Source organism: Actinotalea sp. JY-7885 (assembly GCF_014525465.1).
Classification (GTDB): Bacteria; Actinomycetota; Actinomycetes; order Actinomycetales; family Cellulomonadaceae; genus Actinotalea.
Map to the genome: position 1 here is coordinate 1 of NZ_JACEXH010000038.1, position 20,999 is coordinate 20,999.

Annotated in this window: 19 protein-coding genes and 1 tRNA gene; 13 read left to right on the forward strand and 7 right to left on the reverse strand. The window is 74.8% G+C overall.

All coding sequences use genetic code 11. From position 1 onward, the window contains the following. The 13 genes from IDM29_RS05500 to IDM29_RS05560 form a co-directional block, all read left to right on the forward strand. Nucleotides 1–627: septum formation initiator family protein (locus tag IDM29_RS05500; protein ID WP_255499941.1), on the forward strand; the 627-nt coding region annotated here is incomplete at its 5' end. After that, nucleotides 624–1,142 carry a DUF501 domain-containing protein gene (locus IDM29_RS05505; protein ID WP_182113270.1) on the forward strand — a complete coding sequence of 173 codons (519 nt, stop codon included), beginning with the start codon at nt 624–626 and terminating at the stop codon, nt 1,140–1,142. The genes IDM29_RS05500 and IDM29_RS05505, both read left to right, overlap by 4 nt. 16 nt (nt 1,143–1,158) lie before the next feature. Further along, nucleotides 1,159–2,142, forward strand: a complete 984-nt coding sequence (locus IDM29_RS05510; RefSeq protein ID WP_182113271.1) for a Ppx/GppA phosphatase family protein — start codon at nt 1,159–1,161, stop codon at nt 2,140–2,142. 51 nt (nt 2,143–2,193) lie between these two features. After that, a complete protein-coding gene (locus IDM29_RS05515; RefSeq protein ID WP_182113272.1) occupies nt 2,194–3,069 on the forward strand; it encodes a uracil-DNA glycosylase in 876 nt (291 codons plus the stop codon). A 122-nt stretch (nt 3,070–3,191) separates the two neighbouring features. After that, the gene (locus IDM29_RS05520; protein ID WP_182113273.1) at nt 3,192–4,637 is read left to right on the forward strand and encodes an NAD(P)/FAD-dependent oxidoreductase; all 1,446 of its coding nucleotides are present in this window, start codon (nt 3,192–3,194) and stop codon (nt 4,635–4,637) included. Between the two features lie 49 nt (nt 4,638–4,686). Continuing rightward, nucleotides 4,687–4,760, forward strand: a tRNA-Leu gene (locus IDM29_RS05525). Between the two features lie 127 nt (nt 4,761–4,887). After that, nucleotides 4,888–8,988, forward strand: a complete 4,101-nt coding sequence (locus IDM29_RS05530) for an endo-1,4-beta-xylanase (protein ID WP_182113274.1) — start codon at nt 4,888–4,890, stop codon at nt 8,986–8,988. Between the two features lie 176 nt (nt 8,989–9,164). Next, the gene (locus tag IDM29_RS05535; RefSeq protein WP_182113275.1) at nt 9,165–10,046 is read left to right on the forward strand and encodes a Bax inhibitor-1/YccA family protein; all 882 of its coding nucleotides are present in this window, start codon (nt 9,165–9,167) and stop codon (nt 10,044–10,046) included. Then, entirely contained in the window at nt 10,043–10,606 is a 564-nt protein-coding gene (locus tag IDM29_RS05540) for a hypothetical protein (RefSeq protein WP_182113276.1), read from the forward strand. Before IDM29_RS05535 ends, IDM29_RS05540 begins: the two co-directional genes overlap by 4 nt. Beyond that, the gene (locus IDM29_RS05545; protein ID WP_182113277.1) at nt 10,603–12,009 is read left to right on the forward strand and encodes a cystathionine beta-synthase; all 1,407 of its coding nucleotides are present in this window, start codon (nt 10,603–10,605) and stop codon (nt 12,007–12,009) included. Before IDM29_RS05540 ends, IDM29_RS05545 begins: the two co-directional genes overlap by 4 nt. 85 nt (nt 12,010–12,094) lie before the next feature. Then, nucleotides 12,095–13,081 carry an acetylxylan esterase gene (locus IDM29_RS05550; protein ID WP_182113278.1) on the forward strand — a complete coding sequence of 329 codons (987 nt, stop codon included), beginning with the start codon at nt 12,095–12,097 and terminating at the stop codon, nt 13,079–13,081. A gap of 76 nt (nt 13,082–13,157) precedes the next feature. After that, nucleotides 13,158–13,577: a pyridoxamine 5'-phosphate oxidase family protein gene (locus IDM29_RS05555; protein ID WP_182113279.1), complete on the forward strand. Its 420-nt coding sequence runs from the start codon at nt 13,158–13,160 to the stop codon at nt 13,575–13,577. A 99-nt stretch (nt 13,578–13,676) separates the two neighbouring features. Continuing rightward, nucleotides 13,677–14,096: an FKBP-type peptidyl-prolyl cis-trans isomerase gene (locus tag IDM29_RS05560; RefSeq protein WP_182113280.1), complete on the forward strand. Its 420-nt coding sequence runs from the start codon at nt 13,677–13,679 to the stop codon at nt 14,094–14,096. A gap of 60 nt (nt 14,097–14,156) precedes the next feature. Here the strand turns inward: IDM29_RS05560 and IDM29_RS05565 are convergent, their stop codons facing one another. From IDM29_RS05565 to IDM29_RS05590, 7 genes are all read right to left on the reverse strand, one after another. After that, on the reverse strand, nt 14,157–15,413 hold the full coding sequence (locus IDM29_RS05565) for a D-arabinono-1,4-lactone oxidase (RefSeq protein WP_182113281.1): 1,257 nt from the start codon (nt 15,411–15,413) through the stop codon (nt 14,157–14,159). Between the two features lie 34 nt (nt 15,414–15,447). Beyond that, on the reverse strand, nt 15,448–16,125 hold the full coding sequence (locus tag IDM29_RS05570; protein ID WP_182113282.1) for a response regulator transcription factor: 678 nt from the start codon (nt 16,123–16,125) through the stop codon (nt 15,448–15,450). After that, nucleotides 16,122–17,552 (reverse strand): sensor histidine kinase, encoded by a 1,431-nt coding sequence (locus IDM29_RS17645; protein ID WP_182113283.1) that lies wholly within the window; start codon nt 17,550–17,552, stop codon nt 16,122–16,124. Before IDM29_RS17645 ends, IDM29_RS05570 begins: the two co-directional genes overlap by 4 nt. Nucleotides 17,553–17,556: 4 nt before the next feature. Further along, complete coding sequence (locus IDM29_RS05580; protein WP_182113284.1) at nt 17,557–18,408, reverse strand: ABC transporter permease; 852 nt, start codon at nt 18,406–18,408, stop codon at nt 17,557–17,559. A 170-nt stretch (nt 18,409–18,578) separates the two neighbouring features. Further along, entirely contained in the window at nt 18,579–19,982 is a 1,404-nt protein-coding gene (locus IDM29_RS17650; protein WP_182113285.1) for a sensor histidine kinase, read from the reverse strand. Nucleotides 19,983–19,987: 5 nt separating this feature from the next. After that, entirely contained in the window at nt 19,988–20,119 is a 132-nt protein-coding gene (locus IDM29_RS17245) for a hypothetical protein (RefSeq protein ID WP_255491774.1), read from the reverse strand. 1 nt (nt 20,120) lies between these two features. Next, nucleotides 20,121–20,999: ABC transporter permease (locus IDM29_RS05590; protein WP_255499943.1), on the reverse strand; the 879-nt coding region annotated here is incomplete at its 5' end.

Genomic DNA, 20,999 nt, shown 5'->3' on the forward strand with positions numbered 1-20,999 from the left:
GCGGGCCGCGGACGTGGCGCTCCGGCGCGACCCGCACGCTCGGGCCGCCGTCCGGCCGCCGACCGCCCGGCACAGCGCCCGGGCTCGGTGCGGCCGCCGTCGGGCCGTGCGGTGCGGACGGAGGAGGACGACGAGCCGCGTCCGCTGCACCTCGCGCGCCTGATCTCGGTGCGCGCCCTCGTGCTCTCCGTCGTCCTGCTCGTGGGCTTCACCATGCTCTTCCCCACGCTGCGCGCCTACCTGGCACAGCAGGCGGAGCTCGACGCGCTCGCCCGTGAGGTGGCGGCCGCCGAGCAGGCGGAGGAGGACCTCGCCGCCGAGCGGGACCGCTGGGCGGACCCGGCCTACGTGGAGGCGCAGGCGCGCGACCGGCTCAACTACGTCCACCCGGACGAGACGTCCTACCGCGTGATCGACCCCGAGACGGTCGTCGAGACGCCGCTGCAGAGCGCCACGCACGGTCCGGTCGCGGGACCCGCGCTGCCGGCCGGAGGCGCGGTGGCCCCCTGGTACGCGACGGTCTGGGAGTCCGTGCAGCTCGCCGGCGATGCTCCGGTGCCGGACCCGGAGGCGAGCGAGCCGCTCCCGGGCGAGGCCGCCGCCACCGCGACGGAGCAGGCCCCGTGAGCGCGCCCGGGACCACGCCGGGCGGACCGGCCGACGTCTCCGCCGCGGACCTCGCGACGCTCGAGCAGCAGCTCGGGCGGCCGGCCCGCGGGGTCGTCGGGATCGCGGCGCGGTGCGTGTGCGGACGTCCGACGGTCGTCCGCACGGCGCCCCGCCTGCCCGACGGCACGCCCTTCCCGACGACGTTCTACCTCACGCACCCGGCCGCGGTGGCGGCCGTGTCGACGCTCGAGGCCTCCGGGATCATGAAGGAGATGAGCGCCCGCCTCGAGCAGGACGAGGACCTGGCCGCCGCGTACCGCGCCGCGCACGAGCACTACCTGCGCGAGCGCGCCACGCTGGGCGACCCGCCCGAGATCGCCGGCATCTCGGCCGGCGGGATGCCGACCCGCGTCAAGTGCCTGCACGTGCTCGTCGGCCACGCGCTGGCCGCCGGTCCGGGCGTGAACCCCCTCGGCGACGAGGCGCTCGCGCTCATCGCCGACACCTGGCGGCCGGACCGCTGCGTCTGCTGATGGCAGGCTTGTCCCCATGACACGTGTGGCGGGCATCGACTGCGGGACCAACTCGATCCGGCTCCTGGTGGCCGACGTCGACCTCGCGGCCGGGACGCTCGTCGACCTCGACCGCCGGATGCAGGTGGTCCGGCTCGGCCAGGGCGTGGACCGGACCGGGCGGCTCGCGCCGGAGGCGCTCGAGCGCACGCTCGCCGCCACCCGGGAGTACGCGCGCGTGTGCGCCGACCTCGGCGTGGAGCACCTGCGCTTCGTGGCCACCTCCGCCACCCGCGACGCCGAGAACCGTCAGGAGTTCGTGGACGGGGTCCGCGAGATCCTCGGCGTGGAGCCGGAGGTCGTCGACGGCCAGGAGGAGGCCGCGCTGTCGTTCCGGGGCGCGACGGGCGTCCTCGCCGGGAAGCACCCCGGCCCGTTCCTCGTCGTGGACCTCGGCGGCGGGTCGACCGAGCTCGTGCTCGGCACGACGTCGGTCGTGGCCGCGTCCTCGATGGACGTCGGCTGCGTGCGCCTCACCGAGCGCCACCTGCACAGCGACCCGCCGACCGACGCCGAGGTCGCGGCCGCGAGCGCCGACGTCGCGGCCGCGCTGGACGCCGCGGCCGTGGTCGTTCCCCTCGGGCGGGCGGCGACGCTCGTGGGGCTCGCCGGCTCCGTCACGACGGTGACGGCGCACGCCCTGGAGCTCGACGCGTACGAGCCCGACCGCATCGACGGGGCCGTGCTGTGGGCGGACGCGGTGCTCGCCTCCTGCCGCTCGCTGCTGCGCATGAGCCGGACCCGCCGGGCGCGCGAGCCCTACATGCACCCGGGACGCGTCGACGTCATCGGGGCCGGCGCGCTCGTGTGGTCCGCCGTCGTCTCCCGCGTGCGCGCGGAGGTCGGCCGCGCCGGGGGTCGCCTGGACACCGTGGTGACCTCCGAGCACGACATCCTCGACGGCATCGCGTGGTCGGCCGCCGAGCGCGCGGCCGCCGAGCACGCCACCGCCCCGGCCTGAGGCCCGCCGCCACGCGCGGCGTGGAGGCGGACCCGCGGGCATGATCGGGGGATGAGCGACGCACCGCGCGCGGGCGGGGACCCGCTGCCGCACCCGCGCACGCGTGTCGCCTTCCCCTCGCCCGTACCGCCGGGCACGGGGTGGCCCGGCGACGTCGCGACGCCGGCCACGCCGGTGGCCCGCACGCCCGCCGACGTCGCACGGCTCGCCGGCGCCGCCGCCGACCTGAGCGACCTGGACGCGGACTCGAGCGTGTGCCGCGCGTGCCCCCGCCTGGTCGCGTGGCGCGAGGAGGTCGCCGTCGTGAAGCGGCGCATGTTCCGCGACCAGCCGTACTGGGGCCGGCCGGCCGCGGGCTTCGGGGACCCCCGCGCGCGCCTGCTCGTCGCAGGGCTGGCCCCCGCCGCGCACGGCGCGAACCGCACGGGGCGGCTGTTCACGGGGGACCGATCGGGCGACTGGATCTTCGCGGCGCTGCACCGCGCGGGCGTCGCCGACCAGGCGGAGAGCGTCGACGCGGCGGACGGGATGGCGCTCCGGGGCGTGCGCATGGCCGCGGCCGTGCGCTGCGCCCCGCCCGACAACAAGCCCTCGCCGGCCGAGCGCGACGCGTGCGAGCCGTGGCTGCGCCGCGAGCTCGAGCTCACCGCCCCCACGGTCCGTGCCGTCCTCGCGCTCGGGGCCTTCGGCTGGGGAGCCGTGCTGGCCGTGGCGCGGTCGATGGGGTGGGACGTCCCGCGGCCCGCGCCGCGCTTCGGGCACGGCGCGCGCGTCGGGCTGGTGCGGCCCGACGGCGTCGTGGTGCACCTGGTCGGGAGCTACCACGTCTCGCAGCAGAACACCCAGACGGGCCGCCTCACGCAGGCGATGCTCGACGAGGTGCTCGCGCTCGCCCTGCGGCTCGGCGGGGCAGCCGACGCGGGGTGACGCGCGCCGGACCGGACGGGGGACAATCGTCCTACGACTGTGCCCGATGTCACGTCCATGCTCCGGGACCGCACCCCGCGGGACCTTGTGAATGTTTTCACACGGGGCGTACCGTGCCAGACATGACCCAGACCAGCGCCAGCACCGCCCCCGCCTCGCGCGCCCCGCGTCCGCGCACGGTGCCCCGCATCGTCATCCTCGGCGGCGGGTACGTGGGCTTCTACACGGCGCTGCGCCTGCGGCGCCGCCTGGGCAAGCGCGAGGCGGCGATCGTCGTCGTCGACCCGCGCTCGTACATGACGTACCAGCCCTTCCTGCCCGAGGCCGCGGCCGGCTCGCTCGAGCCGCGCCACGTCGTGGTCTCCCACCGGCGCGAGCTGGAGGGCGTCGACGTCCTGACGGGACGCGTCACCGAGATCCGCCACGCCGAGCGCCGGCTCGCGATCGCCCCGCTCGAGGGCGCGTCGTACGAGATCTCCTACGACCACCTCGTCGTCGCGCTGGGCTCCGTCTCGCGGACCCTGCCGATCCCCGGCCTCGCCGAGCAGGCGATGGGGTTCAAGCAGGTCGAGGAGGCGATCGCCCTGCGCAACCACGTGCTGTCCCGCCTCGACGTCGCGGCGTCCACCTGGGACCCCGAGCTGCGACGCCGGATGCTCACCTTCACCTTCGTCGGCGGCGGCTTCGCCGGCATCGAGGCGATCGCCGAGGTGGAGGACATGGCCCGCGACGCCCTGCAGTACTACGAGAGCATCGAGCCGGGGGACCTGCGGTTCGTCATGATCGAGGGCTCGACGCGCATCCTCCCCGAGCTCGGCGAGGAGATGGGCGGGTACGCGCTCGAGCAGCTGCGCAAGCGCGGCCTCGAGGTGCACCTGTCGACGTTCCTGTCCTCGTGCGTCGACGGCCACGTCGTCACCTCGACGGGTCTCGAGTTCGACTCGGACACGATCGTGTGGACCGCCGGGGTCAAGGCGAACCCGGTGCTCGCCGACTCCGACCTGCCGCTGGACCGCATGGGCCGGGTCCTGGCGCTGCCGACACTGCAGGTCGCGACCGAGGACGGCACCGTCGTGGACGGCGCGTGGACCGCGGGCGACTGCGCCGCCGTCCCCGACCTCGCGAACCCCGGCAGCTTCTGCTCGCCGAGCGCGCAGCACGCCGTGCGCCAGGCGCGGCACCTGGGTGACAACCTCGCCAAGGCGCTGCGCAGCGCACCGGTCGCGGAGTACCGGCACAAGCACGTAGGCACGGTCGCGTCCCTGGGGCTCGGCAAGGGCGTGGCGCAGGTCTACGGGGTCAAGCTCCGCGGCTGGCCCGCGTGGTTCATGCACCGGACGTACCACATGGCCCAGATGCCGACCTTCAACCGGAAGGTGCGCATCGTGCTCGACTGGACGCTCGCGCTCTTCTTCCGCCGCGAGCTCGTCGCCCTCGGGCGCCTGCACGACCCGCGGGCGGAGTTCCGCGACGCCTCGGCGCCGCGGCCGAAGGCGGCGGGCCAGCCCGCCGACAAGGGCGAGCGTGTGGCGTCACCCGTCGGCTCCGGGGCGCGCGCCCAGCAGTAGGGCGGTGCCGGGCGCGGCTCCGGCTCGCACTGGCAGGATGGCCGACGCCGCCCCCGTAGCCCAACCGGCAGAGGCAGCCGGCTTAAACCCGGTCCAGTGCAGGTTCGAACCCTGCCGGGGGCACCCGCCGGCCGAAAGTTTCGAGCGTGCGCAAGGCGCGGGTCCTGGGGCCCGGGCCGCCACCTCTCGACAAACCACCCGATCGGCCCTAGCGTCGGCGCTTCAAGCCGTCTGTCGCAAAGGGGCGAAGATGTCGCGCGTTCGAAATGTTTCGAGATGGGGAGCCGGGGCCCTCGCCCTCGTGCTCGCCGGAGGGGTCGGCTCCGCCGCCGCCCTCCCGCAGGACCCGGGGGCCACGGCCGCCGACGAGGGGACAGTCGTCCTCAGCAACGACTTCGAGGGCGCCGACGTCGCCCCGTGGGGACCGCGCGGGCCCGTGACCCTCGCGGTCACCGCCGACGACGCACGCTCCGGGGCGCAGTCGATGCTCGTGAGCGGCCGCACCGGGGACTGGAACGGACCCGCCACCGACGCGCTCGCCCTGATGACGGGCGGGACCACCTACGACGTCTCCGCGTGGGTCAAGCTCGCGCCGGGCACCGCGGGCGAGTCCGCCGTCCACATCACCGTGGACGCCCCCGCCGCCGCGAACCCTTACGAGTGGGTCGGCGGCGCGGTCACCGTGACGGCCGACGAGTGGGTCGAGGTCGGCGGCACCTACACCCCCGCGGCCGGCCTCCCGGCCGCGAGCCTCTACCTCGAGGCCGCGCCGATCGACGGCGCGCACCCCTCCTTCCTCGTGGACGACGTGCGCATCGCGACGGCAGGCGGCGTCGTGGTCGAGCCGGGCTTCGTCCCCGGCGGCGCAGTGAACCCGAGCGCGACGCCGGTCGCCGCCGCTCAGGGCGAGGGTGACGTCGCCGCCCTGACGTTCGACGACGGCCCGAACCCCGGCGAGACGGACGAGCTGCTCGACTACCTCGCCGAGAACGACCTGCCCGCGGTCTTCTGCGTCATCGGCCAGAACATCACCGCACCCGGCGGTGCGGAGCTGCTGCGCCGGATCGTCGACGAGGGCCACACCCTCTGCAACCACACGACCGGCTACGCCGACATGGGCTCCTGGACCGCCGAGCAGGTGCAGGCGGACCTGGTCGAGAACCTGGCGATCATCCGCGAGGCGCTCGGTGACCCCGAGGCGACGGTGCCGTACTTCCGCGCGCCCAACGGCAGCTGGGGCGTGACGCCCCAGGTCGCCGTCGCGCTCGGCATGCAGCCGCTCGCCGTGACCGGCACGATCGACGACTGGACCACCCAGGACGTCCCGACCCTGACCGCCAACCTGCGGGCCGCGATGGTCCCGGGGCGCGTCGTCCTCGCGCACGACGGCGGCGGCCCCGACCGCACGGGCACCGTCGCGGCCGTGCGCACGGTCGTGAGCGAGCGCCTCGCCGAGGGCTGGTCCTTCACCCTCCCCGTCGGCGGCCTGTCGCCGCTGCCGGGGGACGGCGGGGGCGGGCAGGTCGTGCTCATCGACAGCGACTTCGAGGAGACCCTCGAGCCGTGGACCGCGCGCGGCGCGGACGGCGCCCCGCAGGTCTCGCTCAGCCCCGACGCGCACGAGAGCACGCAGGCCGCGCTGGTCGAGGGCCGCACGCAGTCGTGGCACGGGCTCGCCACCGACGTGACCTCGCTCTTCGCGACCGGCACGACCTACCAGATCTCGGCGTGGGTCAAGCTCGCCGCCGGGGAGGCGCCGACCGACCTGCGGATCAGCGTCCAGCGCGACACCGACGGCGCGTCGGCGTACGACACGGTGGCCACGGCCACGGGCGTCACGGCCGGTGCGTGGGTGCAGGTCCAGGCGGCCTACACGATGACGGCCGCGGACTCCGCGCTGCTGTACGTCGAGTCGGCGTCCGGCACGCCGTCGTTCCTCGTGGACGACGTCCTGGTGACGGCGCAGGCGCCGTCGGACGTGCAGGACCTCACGCCGATCAAGGACACGGTCCCGTTCCCGATGGGTGTGGCGATCGACCAGCGCGAGACCGTCGGCGGCGCCGCCGAGCTGCTCACGCGCCACTTCGACCAGATCACGGGCGAGAACCACATGAAGCCCGAGGCCTGGTACGACGAGGACCGGACCTTCCGGCTCCACCCCGAGGCCGCCGCGCTCATGGAGTTCGCGCAGGAGAACGACCTGCGCGTCTACGGGCACGTCCTCGTCTGGCACAGCCAGACGCCGGAGTGGTTCTTCCAGGACGCGGCCGGCGCCCCGCTGCCCGCGGACGAGGCCGGCAAGCAGGAGCTGCGTGAGCGCCTGCGCACGCACGTCTTCGCCGTCGCCGAGTCGCTGAGCAGCGAGTACGGGCTCTTCGGCAGCGCCGAGAACCCGCTCGTCGCGTGGGACGTCGTCAACGAGGTCGTGGCCGACGGCCGCGAGTTCGAGGACGGGCTGCGGCGCAGCGAGTGGTACCGGATCCTCGGCGAGGAGTTCATCGACCTCGCGTTCGAGTACGCGGACGAGGCGTTCAACGACGTCTACGCCGCACCCGGCACCGACCGGCCGGTCACCCTGTTCATCAACGACTACAACACCGAGCAGGACGGCAAGCAGCAGCGCTACCACGCGCTGGTCGAGCGGCTGCTGGCGCGAGGTGTCCCCATCGACGGCGTCGGCCACCAGTTCCACACGAGCCTCGCGACCCCGGTCTCGGCGCTCGACGCCGCGCTCGACGCGTTCGAGGACCTCGGCCTGATCCAGGTGGTGACCGAGCTCGACGTCACGGTCGGCACCCCGGTGACCCAGGCCAACCTCGTCGAGCAGGGGTACTACTACCGCGACGCGTTCCGGATCTTCCGCGAGCACGCCGAGGACCTGTACTCCGTGACGATCTGGGGCCTGACCGACGACCGCAGCTGGCGCACCGAGCAGGCGCCCCTCGCGTTCGACGCGCAGCTCCAGGCCAAGCCGGCGTACTACGGCGCCGTCGACGGCGACCTGCCCGCCCAGGTGCGCGCTGCCTTCGTCTTCGCCGGCGACGTCCCGCTGGACGGCGCCGCGACGGCGTCGCCGGAGTGGGACCGGCTCCCGCTGCACGACGTCGGCGAGGCCGCGCAGTTCCAGCTCCGGTGGGCGCCGGACCACCTCACGGCGTACGTGAGCGTGACCGACGCGAGCGTGGACCCGACCGACGGGCTCACGTTCGTGGTGGGCGACGCGGCCTACTCGTTCGCGCGGGACGGCTCGGGTGACGTCCAGGGCATCGTGACGCCGACCGACACGGGCTGGGAGGCCGTCGTGCACCTGCCGGTCACCGCCGCGCAGGGCGACACGGTCGGGTTCGACGTCCAGGTGACCGACGGCGCCACGACCACGGGGTGGAACACACCCGGTGCGCTCGGTGCGCTGACGCTGGTCGAGCCGCTGTCCTTCCTCGAGGTCGCCGAGGCGCCGGTCGCGCCGACGGTCGACGGCGCGGTGGACGAGGTCTGGGCCCTGTCCGAGCCGGTGACCACCGACACGGTCATCGAGGGCGACGGCACGGGCGCCACGGCGTCCGTGCGGACCCTGTGGAGCGGGGACGGCAGCACGCTGCACGTGCTCGCCGAGGTCACCGACCCGCAGCTGGACGCCACGAGCTCCGACCCCTGGGTCCAGGACTCGGTCGAGATCTTCGTCGACGCGGGCAACGTCCGGAACGGTCCCTACCGGGCCGACGACACGCAGATCCGCATCTCGTACCTGAACGAGGTCTCGTTCGGCACGGGCGACCAGGCGGCGCAGGACGCGCGCCTGGAGAGCGCGACGAGCGTGACGGAGACGGGCTACCTGGTCGAGGCGTCGATCAGCCTGCTCGACGCGGGCGGGCCGGGCACGTTCCACGGCCTGGACTTCCAGGTCAACGACGGCACGGCCGGCACGCGCACCTCGGTGCGCACGTGGGCCGAGCCCAACGGGGCCGGCTACCAGACCAACGCCCGCTGGGGCGTCGGTCAGCTGGTCGAGGCCGACGTCGTCGAGCCGCCCGTCCTCGACCCGCGGCTGCGGGTGGACGAGCTCATCGTCGCCGCGGGCAACCGCCTGCCCGTCGCCGTGACCGGGTACGCGCCCGGCACGACGGTGGAGCTGCGCCTGGAGACGTGGCCGCCGGGGCGGCGGGGCACGTCCGTCCTGCTGGGTGCGGTGACGGTGGGTGCGGACGGCACCGGCTCGGCGGTGGTGACCGTGCCGCGGACCACGAAGGTCGGCATCTACTCGGTGGCGGGCACGCAGGGCGACCTGCGCGCGAGCGACGAGATCGTCGTCGTGCCGCCGAAGCCGGCGTGGTGGCCGTTCCCGTGGTTCTGAGCGACCCGGGGGTGCGCGCAGCGCACGGGTGAGCAGTGACGTGAGCAGTGAGTCGCAGGGCGGTGTGGCGGGAACGCCACGCCGCCCTGCGGCGTTGTGCTGCGTAGGATGAACCACGGCCAGCGACACACGACCGCCCCTCGCCGAGGGCCCGGCCGCCGCGACCAGGAGGCACGATGACCAACCCCGTCTTCAGCAGCAGCGACGTCTTCGGCAAGCCGCGTCGCGGCGCGACCGTGCAGGCGAACCCGTACGGGCAGGCGCCCTACGGCCAGGCGCCCTACGGCCAGGCCCCGTACGGCGCCCCCGGTGTGCAGGACACGCCCGGGATGAGCGCCCAGACGCTCGAGCAGATGTACGGCGCCCCCACCGCCACGACGCGCGACACCGGGCGCCTGACGTACGACGACGTCATCGTCAAGACGGGCGGTCTCCTCGCCCTCCTCGTCGTCGTCGCGGCCGCGACGTGGATGATCGCGCCGGGGCTGTGGCCCGTTGGCATGATCGTCGGCCTGGTGCTCGGCCTCGTGAACTCGTTCAAGAAGAGCCCGAGCCCGGCGCTCATCGTGGCCTACACGGTCGCGGAGGGCGTGTTCCTCGGCGGCATCTCGCTCGCGTTCCAGAACATGACGTTCGACGGCACCGCCGTGCAGCCGATCGTGCTGCAGGCCGTCCTGGGCACCATGGCGACGTTCGGCGTCGCGCTGTTCCTCTACAAGTCCGGCCGCGTGCGGGTCACCCCGAAGTTCACGCGGTGGCTCCTCATCGCGATGGGCGGCTACCTCGTCTTCTCGCTGCTCAACTTCGGCCTGTCCTTCTTCATGGCGAGCGACGGCTTCGGCCCGCTGCGCAACGGCGGCATGGGCATGCTCGTCGGGCTCTTCGCGGTCGGCCTCGCCGCCGCGTCGCTGATCATGGACTTCGACATGATCAAGCGTGGTGTCGACCAGGGCGCCCCGGCGAAGTTCGCCTGGACGGCGGCCTTCGGCCTCATCGTCACGCTCGTCTGGCTGTACCTCGAGATCCTGCGCCTGCTCGCGATCTTCAACCGCGAGTGAGCGCGGTCGGCAGCGGCGACCTGGCGAGCGAGGACGAGCTCCCGGACGTCGGTGACGTCGGTGTGCCGGGGTGGCGCGTCCTCGCCGCCGGGTTGGCGGTCGCCGCTGCCGTCATGGTCGTCGCCGAGATGTTCATGGCGCTCGTCCTGCGCACGCCCGGTCTCCTCCTGGTCGCCGCGCCGGTCACGGTCGCGTTCCTGCTGACCGCGGGCGTCGTCGTGTCGCTCGTGGCGCAGCGAGCGACCCGCGGGATGGGCCAGCGCAAGGCCTCGCTCGTCTTCTTCGCCGCCGGGTTCGCCGCCGGCGCGCTGTGGGGCTACCCGGTCTTCTCGATCCTCATCGAGGCGGCGGCCGCCGCCGGCGGCCCCGAGCCGGCGCCGGCCGCGGCGGTCGCCGGGACCCTGTACATGGCCTCGACCACGGGGCTCGGCGGCCTCGCCGGCCGCTACTTCGGCCCCTGGGCCGCGACCCGTCCGAGCCTGGTGTGGTCCTGCACCGGTGCCGTCGCCATCGTCACGCTGATCGGCGTGTACGTCTTCTCCGGAGTGGATCTCACGTGAAGTACGCCGAGCACATCTCGGACCTCGTCGGCGGCACGCCGATGGTGCGTCTGAACACCGTGACCGAGGGCCTCGCGGCCACGGTCCTCGCCAAGGTCGAGTACCTCAACCCCGGCGGGTCGGTGAAGGACCGCATCGCGCTGAAGATGATCGAGGCGGCCGAGGCCTCCGGCGAGCTCCGGCCCGGCGGCACGATCGTCGAGCCCACGAGCGGCAACACCGGCGTCGGCCTCGCCCTGGTCGCCCAGCGCCGGGGCTACCGCTGCGTCTTCGTGTGCCCGGACAAGGTCTCGCAGGACAAGCGCGACGTGCTCGCCGCGTACGGGGCGGAGGTCGTGGTCACGCCGACCGCCGTCGCCCCGGACCACCCGGACTCCTACTACTCCGTCTCGGACCGCCTGGTGCGCGAGATCGAGGGCGCCTGGAAGCCGAACCAGTACGCGAACCAGAACGGCCCGGCGAGCCACTACGAGTCCACCGGGCCGGAGATCTGGGCCGACACCGACGGCAGGGTCACGCACTTCGTCACCGGTGTGGGCACGGGCGGCACGATCACGGGCACGGGGCGCTTCCTCAAGGACGCGAGCGCCGACCGCGACGCGGCCGACGGCGGCCGCGTGCACGTCGTCGGCGCCGACCCGGCGGGCTCGGTCTACTCCGGTGGCGACGGCCGCCCCTACCTGGTGGAGGGCGTCGGCGAGGACTTCTGGCCGACCGCCTACGACCCGGCCGTGCCGGACGAGATCATCGCCGTCACGGACGCCGACTCGTTCGAGATGACGCGCCGCCTCGCGCGCGAGGAGGGCCTCCTGGTCGGCGGCTCGTGCGGCATGGCCGTCGTCGCGGCGCTGCGCCTCGCGCGCCGCCTGCAGGACGAGGACCCCGAGGCCGCCGCGCGCGCCGTCATCGTCGTGCTCCTGCCCGACGGGGGCCGCGGCTACCTCTCGAAGATCTTCAACGACTCCTGGATGCGCTCGTACGGCTTCCTGCACGACCAGGGCGAGCACGTCGTCGGTGACGTCCTGCGGGGCAAGTCGGGCGAGCTGCCCGCGCTCGTGCACGCGCACCCGAGCGACACCGTGCGTGACGCCATCGAGATCCTGCACGAGTACGGCGTCTCCCAGATGCCCGTCGTCAAGGCGGAGCCGCCCGTGAAGTCCGGCGAGGTGGCGGGCTCGGTCAGCGAGCGCGACCTGCTCGACGCGGTGTTCGCCGGACGCGCGAGCCTGGCGGACCGGGTCGACCGGCACATGGGCGCGCCCCTGCCGCTGATCGGAGTGGGCGAGGACGTGGAGTCCGCGCGCAAGGAGCTGCAGGAGGCGGACGCCCTGCTCGTCGTGCAGGACGGCGACCCGGTCGGCGTGATCACGCGCCACGACCTGCTGGGCTTCCTCGCGCGCTGACGCGCGGCGGTATCGTTCCGACGGCTCCCGGCCCGCGCACCCCCGCCCGGCCGGGAAGCCGCCTGCGACGACGGAGGAGACGCGCGTGCCGCTGTTCGACCTGCCCCTGCACGAGCTCCGTGCCTACCGGCCCGAGCTCGATGAGCCCGCCGACTTCGACGAGTTCTGGCGGACCACGCTCGCCGAGGCGCGCGCGCACGACCTGGCGCTGCGGGTCGAGCCGGTCGAGACCGGGCTCCGCCTCGTCGAGGTCTTCGACGTGACCTTCGCGGGCTTCGGCGGCCAGCCGGTCAAGGCGTGGCTGACGCGGCCGGCCGGGACCGGTGAGGCGCTGCCCGTCGTCGTCGAGTACCTCGGCTACGGCGGCGGCCGAGGGCTCCCGCACGAGCACCTCACCTGGGCGGCCGCCGGCTACGCCCACCTGCTGATGGACACGCGCGGCCAGGGCAGCACGTGGGGCGCGGGCGGCGACACGCCCGACGACGCGGGCTCGGGCGGACCCGCCGCCCCCGGCCTGATGACCCGCGGCATCCTGGACCCCGCGCAGCACTACTACCGCCGGCTCTACACGGACGCGGTCCGCGCGGTCGACGCGGCGCGCGCGCTGCCCGGCGTCGACCCGGCCCGCGTCGCGGTCGCCGGCATCAGCCAGGGCGGTGGGGTGACCCTGGCGGTGGCAGGGCTCGTGCCGGACGTCGTCGCGGCGATGCCGGACGTGCCGTTCCTGTGCCACTTCCCGCGCGCGACGACGATCACGGCGAACGACCCGTACGGCGAGGTCGTGCGCTACCTGTCGGTGCACCGCGAGCACGTCGACGCCGCGTTCCGCACGCTGTCCTACCTGGACGGCGTCCACTTCGCGCGCCGCGCGCGCGCCGACGCGCTGTTCTCCGTGGCGCTCATGGACCCCACGTGCCCGCCCTCGACCGTCTTCGCGGCCTACAACCACTACGGCGCGGACTCGGGGGGTGCCCCGGCGACCGAGATCGTGGAGTACCCGTTCAACGAGCACGAGGGTGGCCAGGCCTACCAGCGGGCCCACCAGCTCCGCTGGCTCGCCGGGCGGCTGTAGCCGCGCGTCGCTCCGCGCCGTCCCAGGCGCCGCGGCCCCGGCGCCGCTACGGTGGTGGTGACCTCGGAGGTGGGCCATGGAGGACGAGGACGTCGCGGTGACCGCGTGGACCGGTGACCCGATGACGCAGGACGACGCGTGGGATCTCCTGCGCACCGAACGGGTGGCGCGCCTGGCGTACCACGTCGGCCACGAGGTCGACATCGCCCCGGTCAACCACGTCGTCGAGGGCGGCCGGCTGCTCTTCCGCACGGCGCCGGGCAGCAAGCTCTTCGGCGTCGTCGTCGGGCGCACCGTCGCGCTCGAGGTCGACCGGCTCGAGGAGGACGAGGCCCGGAGCGTGGTCGTGCGCGGTGTCGCGCGGCAGCTCACCGACGAGGAGGCCGAGGCGTCCGAGCACCCGACGCTGCGCTCGTGGGTCGATCCGGACAAGCCCTTCATCGTGGTCGTCGAGCCGGTGCACGTCAGCGGGCGCCGCTTCCACCTGCACCGCTGAGGCGTCGCGCGGCGGCAGCGGGGTCTGCGGCGGCGACCGTCGTGGGGCACGATGGACGTCGGCCGCGCACCCGGCGTCGGCCGTGACGAGAGGCGATCCATGGCCGACAACACCTCCCCGCTGCCCACGGCGTCGGGCTCCTTCGGCGACAAGCCGGTCCTGACGTTCCCGGAGACCCCGGCGTCGCCCGAGCTCGCCGTCCAGGTGCTCTCGCAGGGGGACGGCACGCTGGTCGAGGCCGGCGACGACATCGAGGTCAACTACTACGGCCAGGTGTGGGGCGGTCGGATGTTCGACAACTCCTACGACCGCGGGTCCTCGATCTCGTTCCCGATCGGCGTCGGCGCTGTCATCGCCGGCTGGGACGAGGGGCTCGTGGGCCAGCCCGTCGGCTCGCGCGTGCTCCTGTCGATCCCGCCCCACCTGGGCTACGGCGAGCGCGGGATGCCCCAGGCCGGCATCGGCGGCACCGACACGCTCGTGTTCGTGGTCGACATCATCGGCACCTCCAGCCGCTGAACCCGCGCCCGCGGACCGGGGCCCGTCGCTCCGGTCCGCGCCGCTCGGGCGCCCGGCCGGTCACGCCAGGACGTGGCGCGCGAGGTAGTCGTTGCGCAGCGCGCCCCGCGGGTCCATCCGCTCGGTGAGCGCGCGGAAGTCCGCCATCCGAGGGTAGAGACGCGCGAGGTCGCGGTCCCGGTCCGCGAAGACCTTGCCCCAGTGCGGGCGCGCGTCGAACGGCGCCAGCGCCGCCTCGAGGTCGGGGAGCAGGGCCTCGACGTCCGCCTGCCGCGGCGCCCACGTGAAGTGGAGTGCGACGCTCTCGCGTCCGGACGCCGTCGAGAGCCACAGGTCGTCCGAGGCCACGGTCCGCACCTCGCTGACGAGCAGCAGCGGCGCGACGCGGTCCGCCATCGCCCGGACGGCGCGCAGCGCGTCCGGCGCGTGCTCGCGCGGCACGAGGTACTCCGACTGGATCTCGTCGCCGTTGCTCGGGGTGAACTCCATGCGGAAGTGCGGCAGGCGCTCGTGCCAGGGCCCGGGCACCCCCCGCTGCGCCGTGGTGAACCGCGGGTCGACGCCGCTGAGCGGGTGCATCTCCCGCTGCGCGGGCGGCGCCCCGAAGTGCCTGACATCGCGCGGTGCCCCCGCCGCGACGCGCGTCTTGCGCCACACCTGCCCGACGGCGTCGCCGCGCCAGTCGGTGAACAGGCTCACGCTGTCGGCGCTGCCGGTGATCTCGTCGAGGTTCTCGAGCACGGCGTCCCACGGCAGCCCGGTCCGCACCTCCTGAGCGACCTCGTACGTCGGCTCGACCTCGAGCGTGAGCGCGACGACGACGCCCAGCGCGCCCAGGCCGACGACCGCCCCGGCGAGGTCCGCGTCGTCCGGACCGAGCGTGACGAGCTCGCCGTCGGACCGGACGAGCTCGAGTCCGCGCACCGCCGACGCGAGGTTGCCGCTGCGGTCGCCCGAGCCGTGGGTCGCGGTCGCGACGGCACCGGCGACCGCGATGTGGGGGAGCGAGGCGAGGTTGTGCAGCGCCCAGCCCGCCGCGTGCAGGCGGGCGGCGAGGGCGCCGTAGCGGGTGCCGCCGCCGACGCGCACCGTGCGCGCGTGGGCGTCGAGCTCGACCAGGTCGGGCAGCGCGTCGAGCGAGACCAGCGCGTCGGAGTCGGCGACGTCGTTGAAGCTGTGCCGGCTGCCGAGGGCGCGCACGCGCGGTGCGGCCGCGACGACCTCCTGCAGCTCCGCGACCGAGCCCGGCCGGTAGAGCGTGGCCGCGCGGTAGGCGTAGTTCCCGGCCCAGGTGCGTCCGGCGGCGTCGGTGCTCACGCGCACCACTGTGGCAGTCCGCCCTGCGCGCCGCTCAGCCGGCGGACGCCCGCACGAGCCCGGTCTCGTAGGCGAGCACGACGGCCTGCACGCGGTCACGGATGCCGAGCTTGGCGAGGATGCGCCCGACGTGCGTCTTGACCGTCGCCTCGGACAGGAAGAGGCGCTCCGCGACCTCGGCGTTGGACAGCCCGTCCGCGACGCAGCGCAGCACCTCGAGCTCGCGCGGGGTGAGCTCGGCCAGGCGGGGGTCCGGCCCGTCGGGCTCGGGCGTCCGGTCCGAGGAGGGCAGCTGGCCCGAGAACAGCTCGAGCATGCGCCGCGTGACCCGGGGGGAGACGACGGCGTCGCCCGACGCGACGGTGCGGATGGCCGCGACGAGCTCCGCCGGGCGCGCGTCCTTGAGCAGGAAGCCGCTCGCGCCCGCGCGCAGCGCCGCGAACGCGTACTCGTCGAGGTCGAACGTGGTGAGGATGAGGACGCGCGTGTCGGGGTGCGCCGCGACGATGCGCTCGGTCGCCTCGATGCCGTTGACGTTCGGCATGCGCACGTCCATGAGCACGACGTCGGGGCGCAGGGCCGTGACCTGGTCGACGGCGGCGCGCCCGTCGCCCGCCTCGCCGATCACCTCCAGGTCGTCCTCGGCCTCGAGCACGAGCCGGAAGCCCATGCGGAGCAGTGCCTGGTCGTCGACCAGCAGGATCCTCGTCATCTCGTCCCTTCGTGGGGCAGCCAGGCATGGACCCGCCACCCGTTGCCGTGCGGTCCCGCCTGGACGGTCCCGCCGTACGCCGCGGCGCGCTCGCTCATCGAGATGAGCCCTCGCGCCGTCCCCTCCTGCTCGCCGCCCGGCACCGCGGGCCCCTGGTCGACGACGTCGATCTCGACGCCCGTCGCCACGCGCCGCACGACCAGCTCGACACCGAGGGTGCCATGCGCGTGCCGTGCCGCGTTCTCGAGCGCCTCCTCGACGATGCGGACGACGGCGAGCTGCAGCCCGGGGTCGGGCGGCAGCACGTCGGCACCGACGCCGGTGGCCCGCACGGGCAGCCCGGCGTCGCGGAACCGGTCGACGATCAGGGCCAGGTCCGGCGCGCTGGGCTGGGGCGCGAACGGGACGGCGGACGCGTCGGCGGCCGGCCCGTCACCGTGCAGCACGCCCAGCAGGCGCCGCATGTCCGCGAGCGCGGCGCGCCCCGTGATCGACAGCTCGGTCAGCGCCGCGCGGGAGAGCTCGGGCGCGTGGCGCACGGTCGACGCGGCCCCGTCGCCCAGCGCGATCATCTCGGTCAGCCCGTGCGCGACGACGTCGTGCATCTCGCGCGCGATGCGGGCGCGCTCGGCCGCCCGGGCCAGCCGTTCCTCCTGCTCGCGGTCGCGCGCCAGGGCGTTCGCCCGGTCCACCAGGTCCGCCACGTGCAGGCGGCGGTTGCGCACGCTCGTGCCGACCGCGACGCAGAGCAGCGCGGGCAGCACGACGCCGGTGGCGGTCCACGCCCAGACCTCGTTCCGCGAGGCCTCGACGACTGCGCTCAGGTCGGCCGCGCCGTCGACCGAGTAGTCGAAGGTGATCGTGCCCACGCGGGCCGGCAGGTCGAGCATCGCCGCCAGGAGCATCGCGGCGGTGGTACCGCCGAAGGTCCACCAGGTCACGGAGGCCGGCCGCGCGGCGGCGACGGCGTAGAGCGCCAGGGCGAGCCCGAGGTCGAACCCGGCCGTCGCCCCGGTGGTCGCCAGGGCCGTCGCACCGAGCGTCGCCATCGCGGCGGCACAGGTGACCGGCCGCCGTCGGCGCCACAGCAGGACGACCATGCCGGCGAACGCCAGGCCGACACCCCACACCTGGGTCCGTCCGGCCACGTCGGGCCCGAGCAGCGTGTCGAGCGGGAACATGCTGCGCGCCCCGGCGGCCATGAGGAGGGCGAAGAAGCCCCAGCCGAGGACGATGAGCACGTCCATGACCACCGGACGCCGGACGAAGAACCGCCGGACCGGTCCGAGCCGCCGTGCCGAGAGCTCGGTGAACAGGGGCGCCTCGACGGCGGGGGCCTGCTTCGCCGCCGCCCGCCGTCGCCACACGCGAGCACTCTCCCAGGTCGGGGCGGTGCGGCGCACGGCGGGGGCGGCGGACGTCGTCACGAGATCAGGCGTCGCGGCGACGCACGAGCACGGAAGCGACCACCATGAGGCCCAGCACCCAGGCCAGCATGACGCCGTAGCCCTGCCAGGGTCCGAGCACGGTGCTCGTCGAGGCGGTCGTCACGGACCCGAGCGCATCGGCCGTCACGAGGCGGCTGCCCGCGAGGCCCGGCAGGAACGAGGCCGCGTTCTGCAGCGGCGCCCACGGGATGAGGGCGAGCACGTTCTCCACGACGAGCAGCAGGCCGAGGACGGCGGCGATCCCGGCGGCGGACGACCGGACGAGCGCGCCGATCGCGTAGCCGAGCGCCGTCGCCGCCGCGAGGACCAGGGGGGTGCCGAACAGGATCCGCAGGTCCTCGCTGCTCGTCAGGTCGATCGACATGCCGCTGAGGGTGAGCGACGGTGCGCTCGCGGCCCACGCGAGCAGGACCGCCGCGATCGATGCGACGAAGACGGTCGCGACGATCACCGCGAGCTTGCTCCACAGCACGCCGAGCCGCCCGGGCGCCGCGGTGAAGCTCGAGCGGATCTGCCCGGTGCGGTACTCGCCGGTGATCGCCACGACGCCGAGAGCGCAGAAGATCAGCTGCGCGAAGAGGGACCCCGAGGTGACGTAGACGGCGCCGACCAGGTGCTCGCTGCCGAACGCCTCGGGGACCTTCGCGATGCTCGCCGTGCGCATCGGCGCGAAGAGGACGACGGCGACGACGCTCGCCAGGACGGCCCACCACGTCGAGCGCAGCGAACGGAGCTTGATCCACTCCGAGGCGAGGAGGGACCGCGCCGTCGGTGCCTGCACGGTGGGGCGCGGCCCACCCGGTGCTGCGGGGCCGGGCACTGCGAGGGCGGTCATGGGGAGCTCCTGCCTGAGGGGGTGGCTGACGTCCTCGAACCTACGAGCGCGTGGCCGCCGCCGGGACGCCCGCGAGGACCAGATCCGCGGCGCCCGTGGCTACGTCAGGAGGATGAGGCGTCCTCCCTGAGGCGTCGCCGTCCGGGGCCGCGTGCTCCGGCACCGTGCCGTCAGGCGCTCGCGGGCGCCGGCGTGCGGTCCGACGCGTCGTCCGGCCACGGGAGGGACGCGCGCACGCGCCACCCCCCCGCGTAGGGCCCGGCCTCGAGCGCGCCGCCGTTGACGGCGGCGCGCTCGCGCATGCCGATGATGCCGCGCCCCGACCCCTGGCCCGTCCGCACGGGCGCGGCCGGCCCGCGGTCGACGACCTCGATCTCGAGGACGCCGGGCCCTCGGCGGACCGCGAGCTCCACCGCCGCCGTGCCCGGCGCGTAGCGCAGGGCGTTGGTGAGCGCCTCCTGGGCGATGCGGTGGGCCGCGAGGCGCAGCCGCGCGTCGGCCCGCTCGAGGGCGGGGTCGGTCAGACCGGTGGCGCGCACCGGCAGCCCGGCGGCTCGGAAGCGCTCGACCAGCGCGGCCAGGTCCAGCCCTTCGGGCTGCGGCTCGTACGGCGCCGGGCCCGCGGCCGGCGCGCCGCCGCCCGGGCTCCCCTCCTGCGCCCCGAGCACGCCGAAGATCCGGCGGATGTCGCCGAGCGCCGAGCGGCCCGTCGCGGAGAGCTCGCGCAGCGCCGCGAGCGACCGGTCGGGTGAGCGGTCCAGGGCCGCGTTCGCGCCGTCGCCGAGGGCGATCATCACCGACAGGCTGTGCGCGACGACGTCGTGCATCTCGCGCGCGATCGTGGACCGCTCGGCGACGCGGGCCAGGCGCAGCTGCTGGTCACGCTCGCGGGCGAGCGCGTTGGCCCGCTCCACGAGGTCCGCCAGGTGCAGGCGCCGGTTGCGCACGCCGGTGCCGAAGGACACGGCCAGCAGCACGCAGATGGCCAGGAGCAGGAGCATGGCGAACCACTCCGAGAGGGCCACCGGGTCGCGGACGGTGCTGGCGCTGCCCGGGGGCGGTGCCCAGCCGTCCGCGAAGTAGGCGTACGCGCGGGCGGCCGGCGCCAGGGCGGCCGCCGCGAGCACCGCGGTGCAGAGCCCGACGGTGCGCCACGTGACCGACGGGCGGTACGACGCGGCCACGACGTACACCCCGAACGCCACGCCGAGGTCGAACCCGCCGATCTGGCCCGTCGTGGCGAGCGAGACGACGCCGAGGGCGGTCATCGCCGCCGTGACCGCGAGCGGGCGGGCACGGCGCCGGGTGAGGACCACCGAGCCGGCGAGGGCGAGACCCAGCACCCACCACCACATGCGGTCGGCGAGCGGGTCGTTCTCCGCCACGGAGTCGTACCGCATCGTGTCGGCGCTGACCAGCGGCACAAAGAGGGCGAAGACGAGGAACCACAGGATGAGCAGGACGTCCACGACGACCGGGTGCTGAGCGAAGAACCGCCGGACCGGCCCGAGCCGGCGCGCCGACTGCTCGGTGAAGAGCGGTGCGGCCGCCGGCTCGGGCGGGGGAGCGGTCACGGCGCTCAGGCGTCCCTCCGACCCCGGAGCACCGCCGCCACCGCGAGGAGCACGACGACCCATGCCGCCATGATGCCGTAGCCCTGGTGGGTGCCTCGGCCGACGACGTGGCCGACGATGTCGGCGTGCGCGGGCACGCTAGGCGTCGCGGCGGCGCAGGAGCACCGCGGCGACGGTGAGCAGGACCGCGACCCAGGCGGCCAGGACGGCCCAGCCCTGCCACGGGCCCAGTGCCGCGACGTCGGACATCTCGCTCCACATGACGTGGGCGTCGAGGCTGCTGTCGTCCTGCAGCACCAGGCTGCCGGCGCGCGAGGGCAGGAACGGGCCGGCCAGCTCGATGAACCGGCCGGGGATCAGCGAGAAGACGTTCTCGACCACGAGCAGCAGCCCGAGCACCGTGGCGATGGCGGCGGCCGAGTTGCGCAGCAGGGCACCGAACGCGAACGCCAGCGCGGCCACGGTCGCCAGGTAGAGCGGGGTGCCCAGCAGGACGCGCAGGTCGCTGGGGTCGGTGAGGTCGATCGAGACGCCGATGGTGTCGAACCACGGCGACGCACCGGCCCAGCCGATCGCGGCGGCCACGGTCATGGCGGCGAAGACGGTGCCGAACAGCACGACCAGCTTGGCGGCCAGGACAGGGATCCGGCGCGGCTCGGCGCTCAGGGTGGAGCGGATCTGCCCGGTCCCGTACTCGCCCGTGATGAGGAGCGCGCCGAGCACGCACACCACGAGCTGGACGAGGAACCAGCCGCCGGTGACGAAGGAGGCGCCGCTCTGCGAGACGCCGCTGCCGAAGTTCAGGGGGTCGGTCGACGTGCCCCAGGTCTGCAGCACGGCGAAGGCGACCAGGAAGGCGGCGGCGACGCCGAGGCTCCACCACGTGGAGCGCAGGCTCCGGAGCTTGATCCACTCGGACGCGACGAGGCGCCCGAAGGTGACCGGTCGCACGGTCGCCGCGCGGCGGGCCGGGGCGAGCGGCGCGGCGGCCGTCGCGGCGCTCACCGCGCGCTCCCG

Excerpts from the sequence above, each read along its gene's own strand:
- IDM29_RS05520 (WP_182113273.1), top strand. The coding sequence starts at position 3,192 with ATGACCCAGACCAGCGCCAGCACCGCCCCCGCCTCGCGCGCCCCGCGT.
- IDM29_RS05555 (WP_182113279.1), top strand. The coding sequence starts at position 13,158 with ATGGAGGACGAGGACGTCGCGGTGACCGCGTGGACCGGTGACCCGATG.
- IDM29_RS05515 (WP_182113272.1), top strand. The coding sequence starts at position 2,194 with ATGAGCGACGCACCGCGCGCGGGCGGGGACCCGCTGCCGCACCCGCGC.
- IDM29_RS05530 (WP_182113274.1), top strand. The coding sequence starts at position 4,888 with ATGTCGCGCGTTCGAAATGTTTCGAGATGGGGAGCCGGGGCCCTCGCC.
- IDM29_RS05560 (WP_182113280.1), top strand. The coding sequence starts at position 13,677 with ATGGCCGACAACACCTCCCCGCTGCCCACGGCGTCGGGCTCCTTCGGC.
- IDM29_RS05535 (WP_182113275.1), top strand. The coding sequence starts at position 9,165 with ATGACCAACCCCGTCTTCAGCAGCAGCGACGTCTTCGGCAAGCCGCGT.
- IDM29_RS05510 (WP_182113271.1), top strand. The coding sequence starts at position 1,159 with ATGACACGTGTGGCGGGCATCGACTGCGGGACCAACTCGATCCGGCTC.
- IDM29_RS05580 (WP_182113284.1), bottom strand. The coding sequence starts at position 18,408 with ATGACCGCCCTCGCAGTGCCCGGCCCCGCAGCACCGGGTGGGCCGCGC.
- IDM29_RS05570 (WP_182113282.1), bottom strand. The coding sequence starts at position 16,125 with ATGACGAGGATCCTGCTGGTCGACGACCAGGCACTGCTCCGCATGGGC.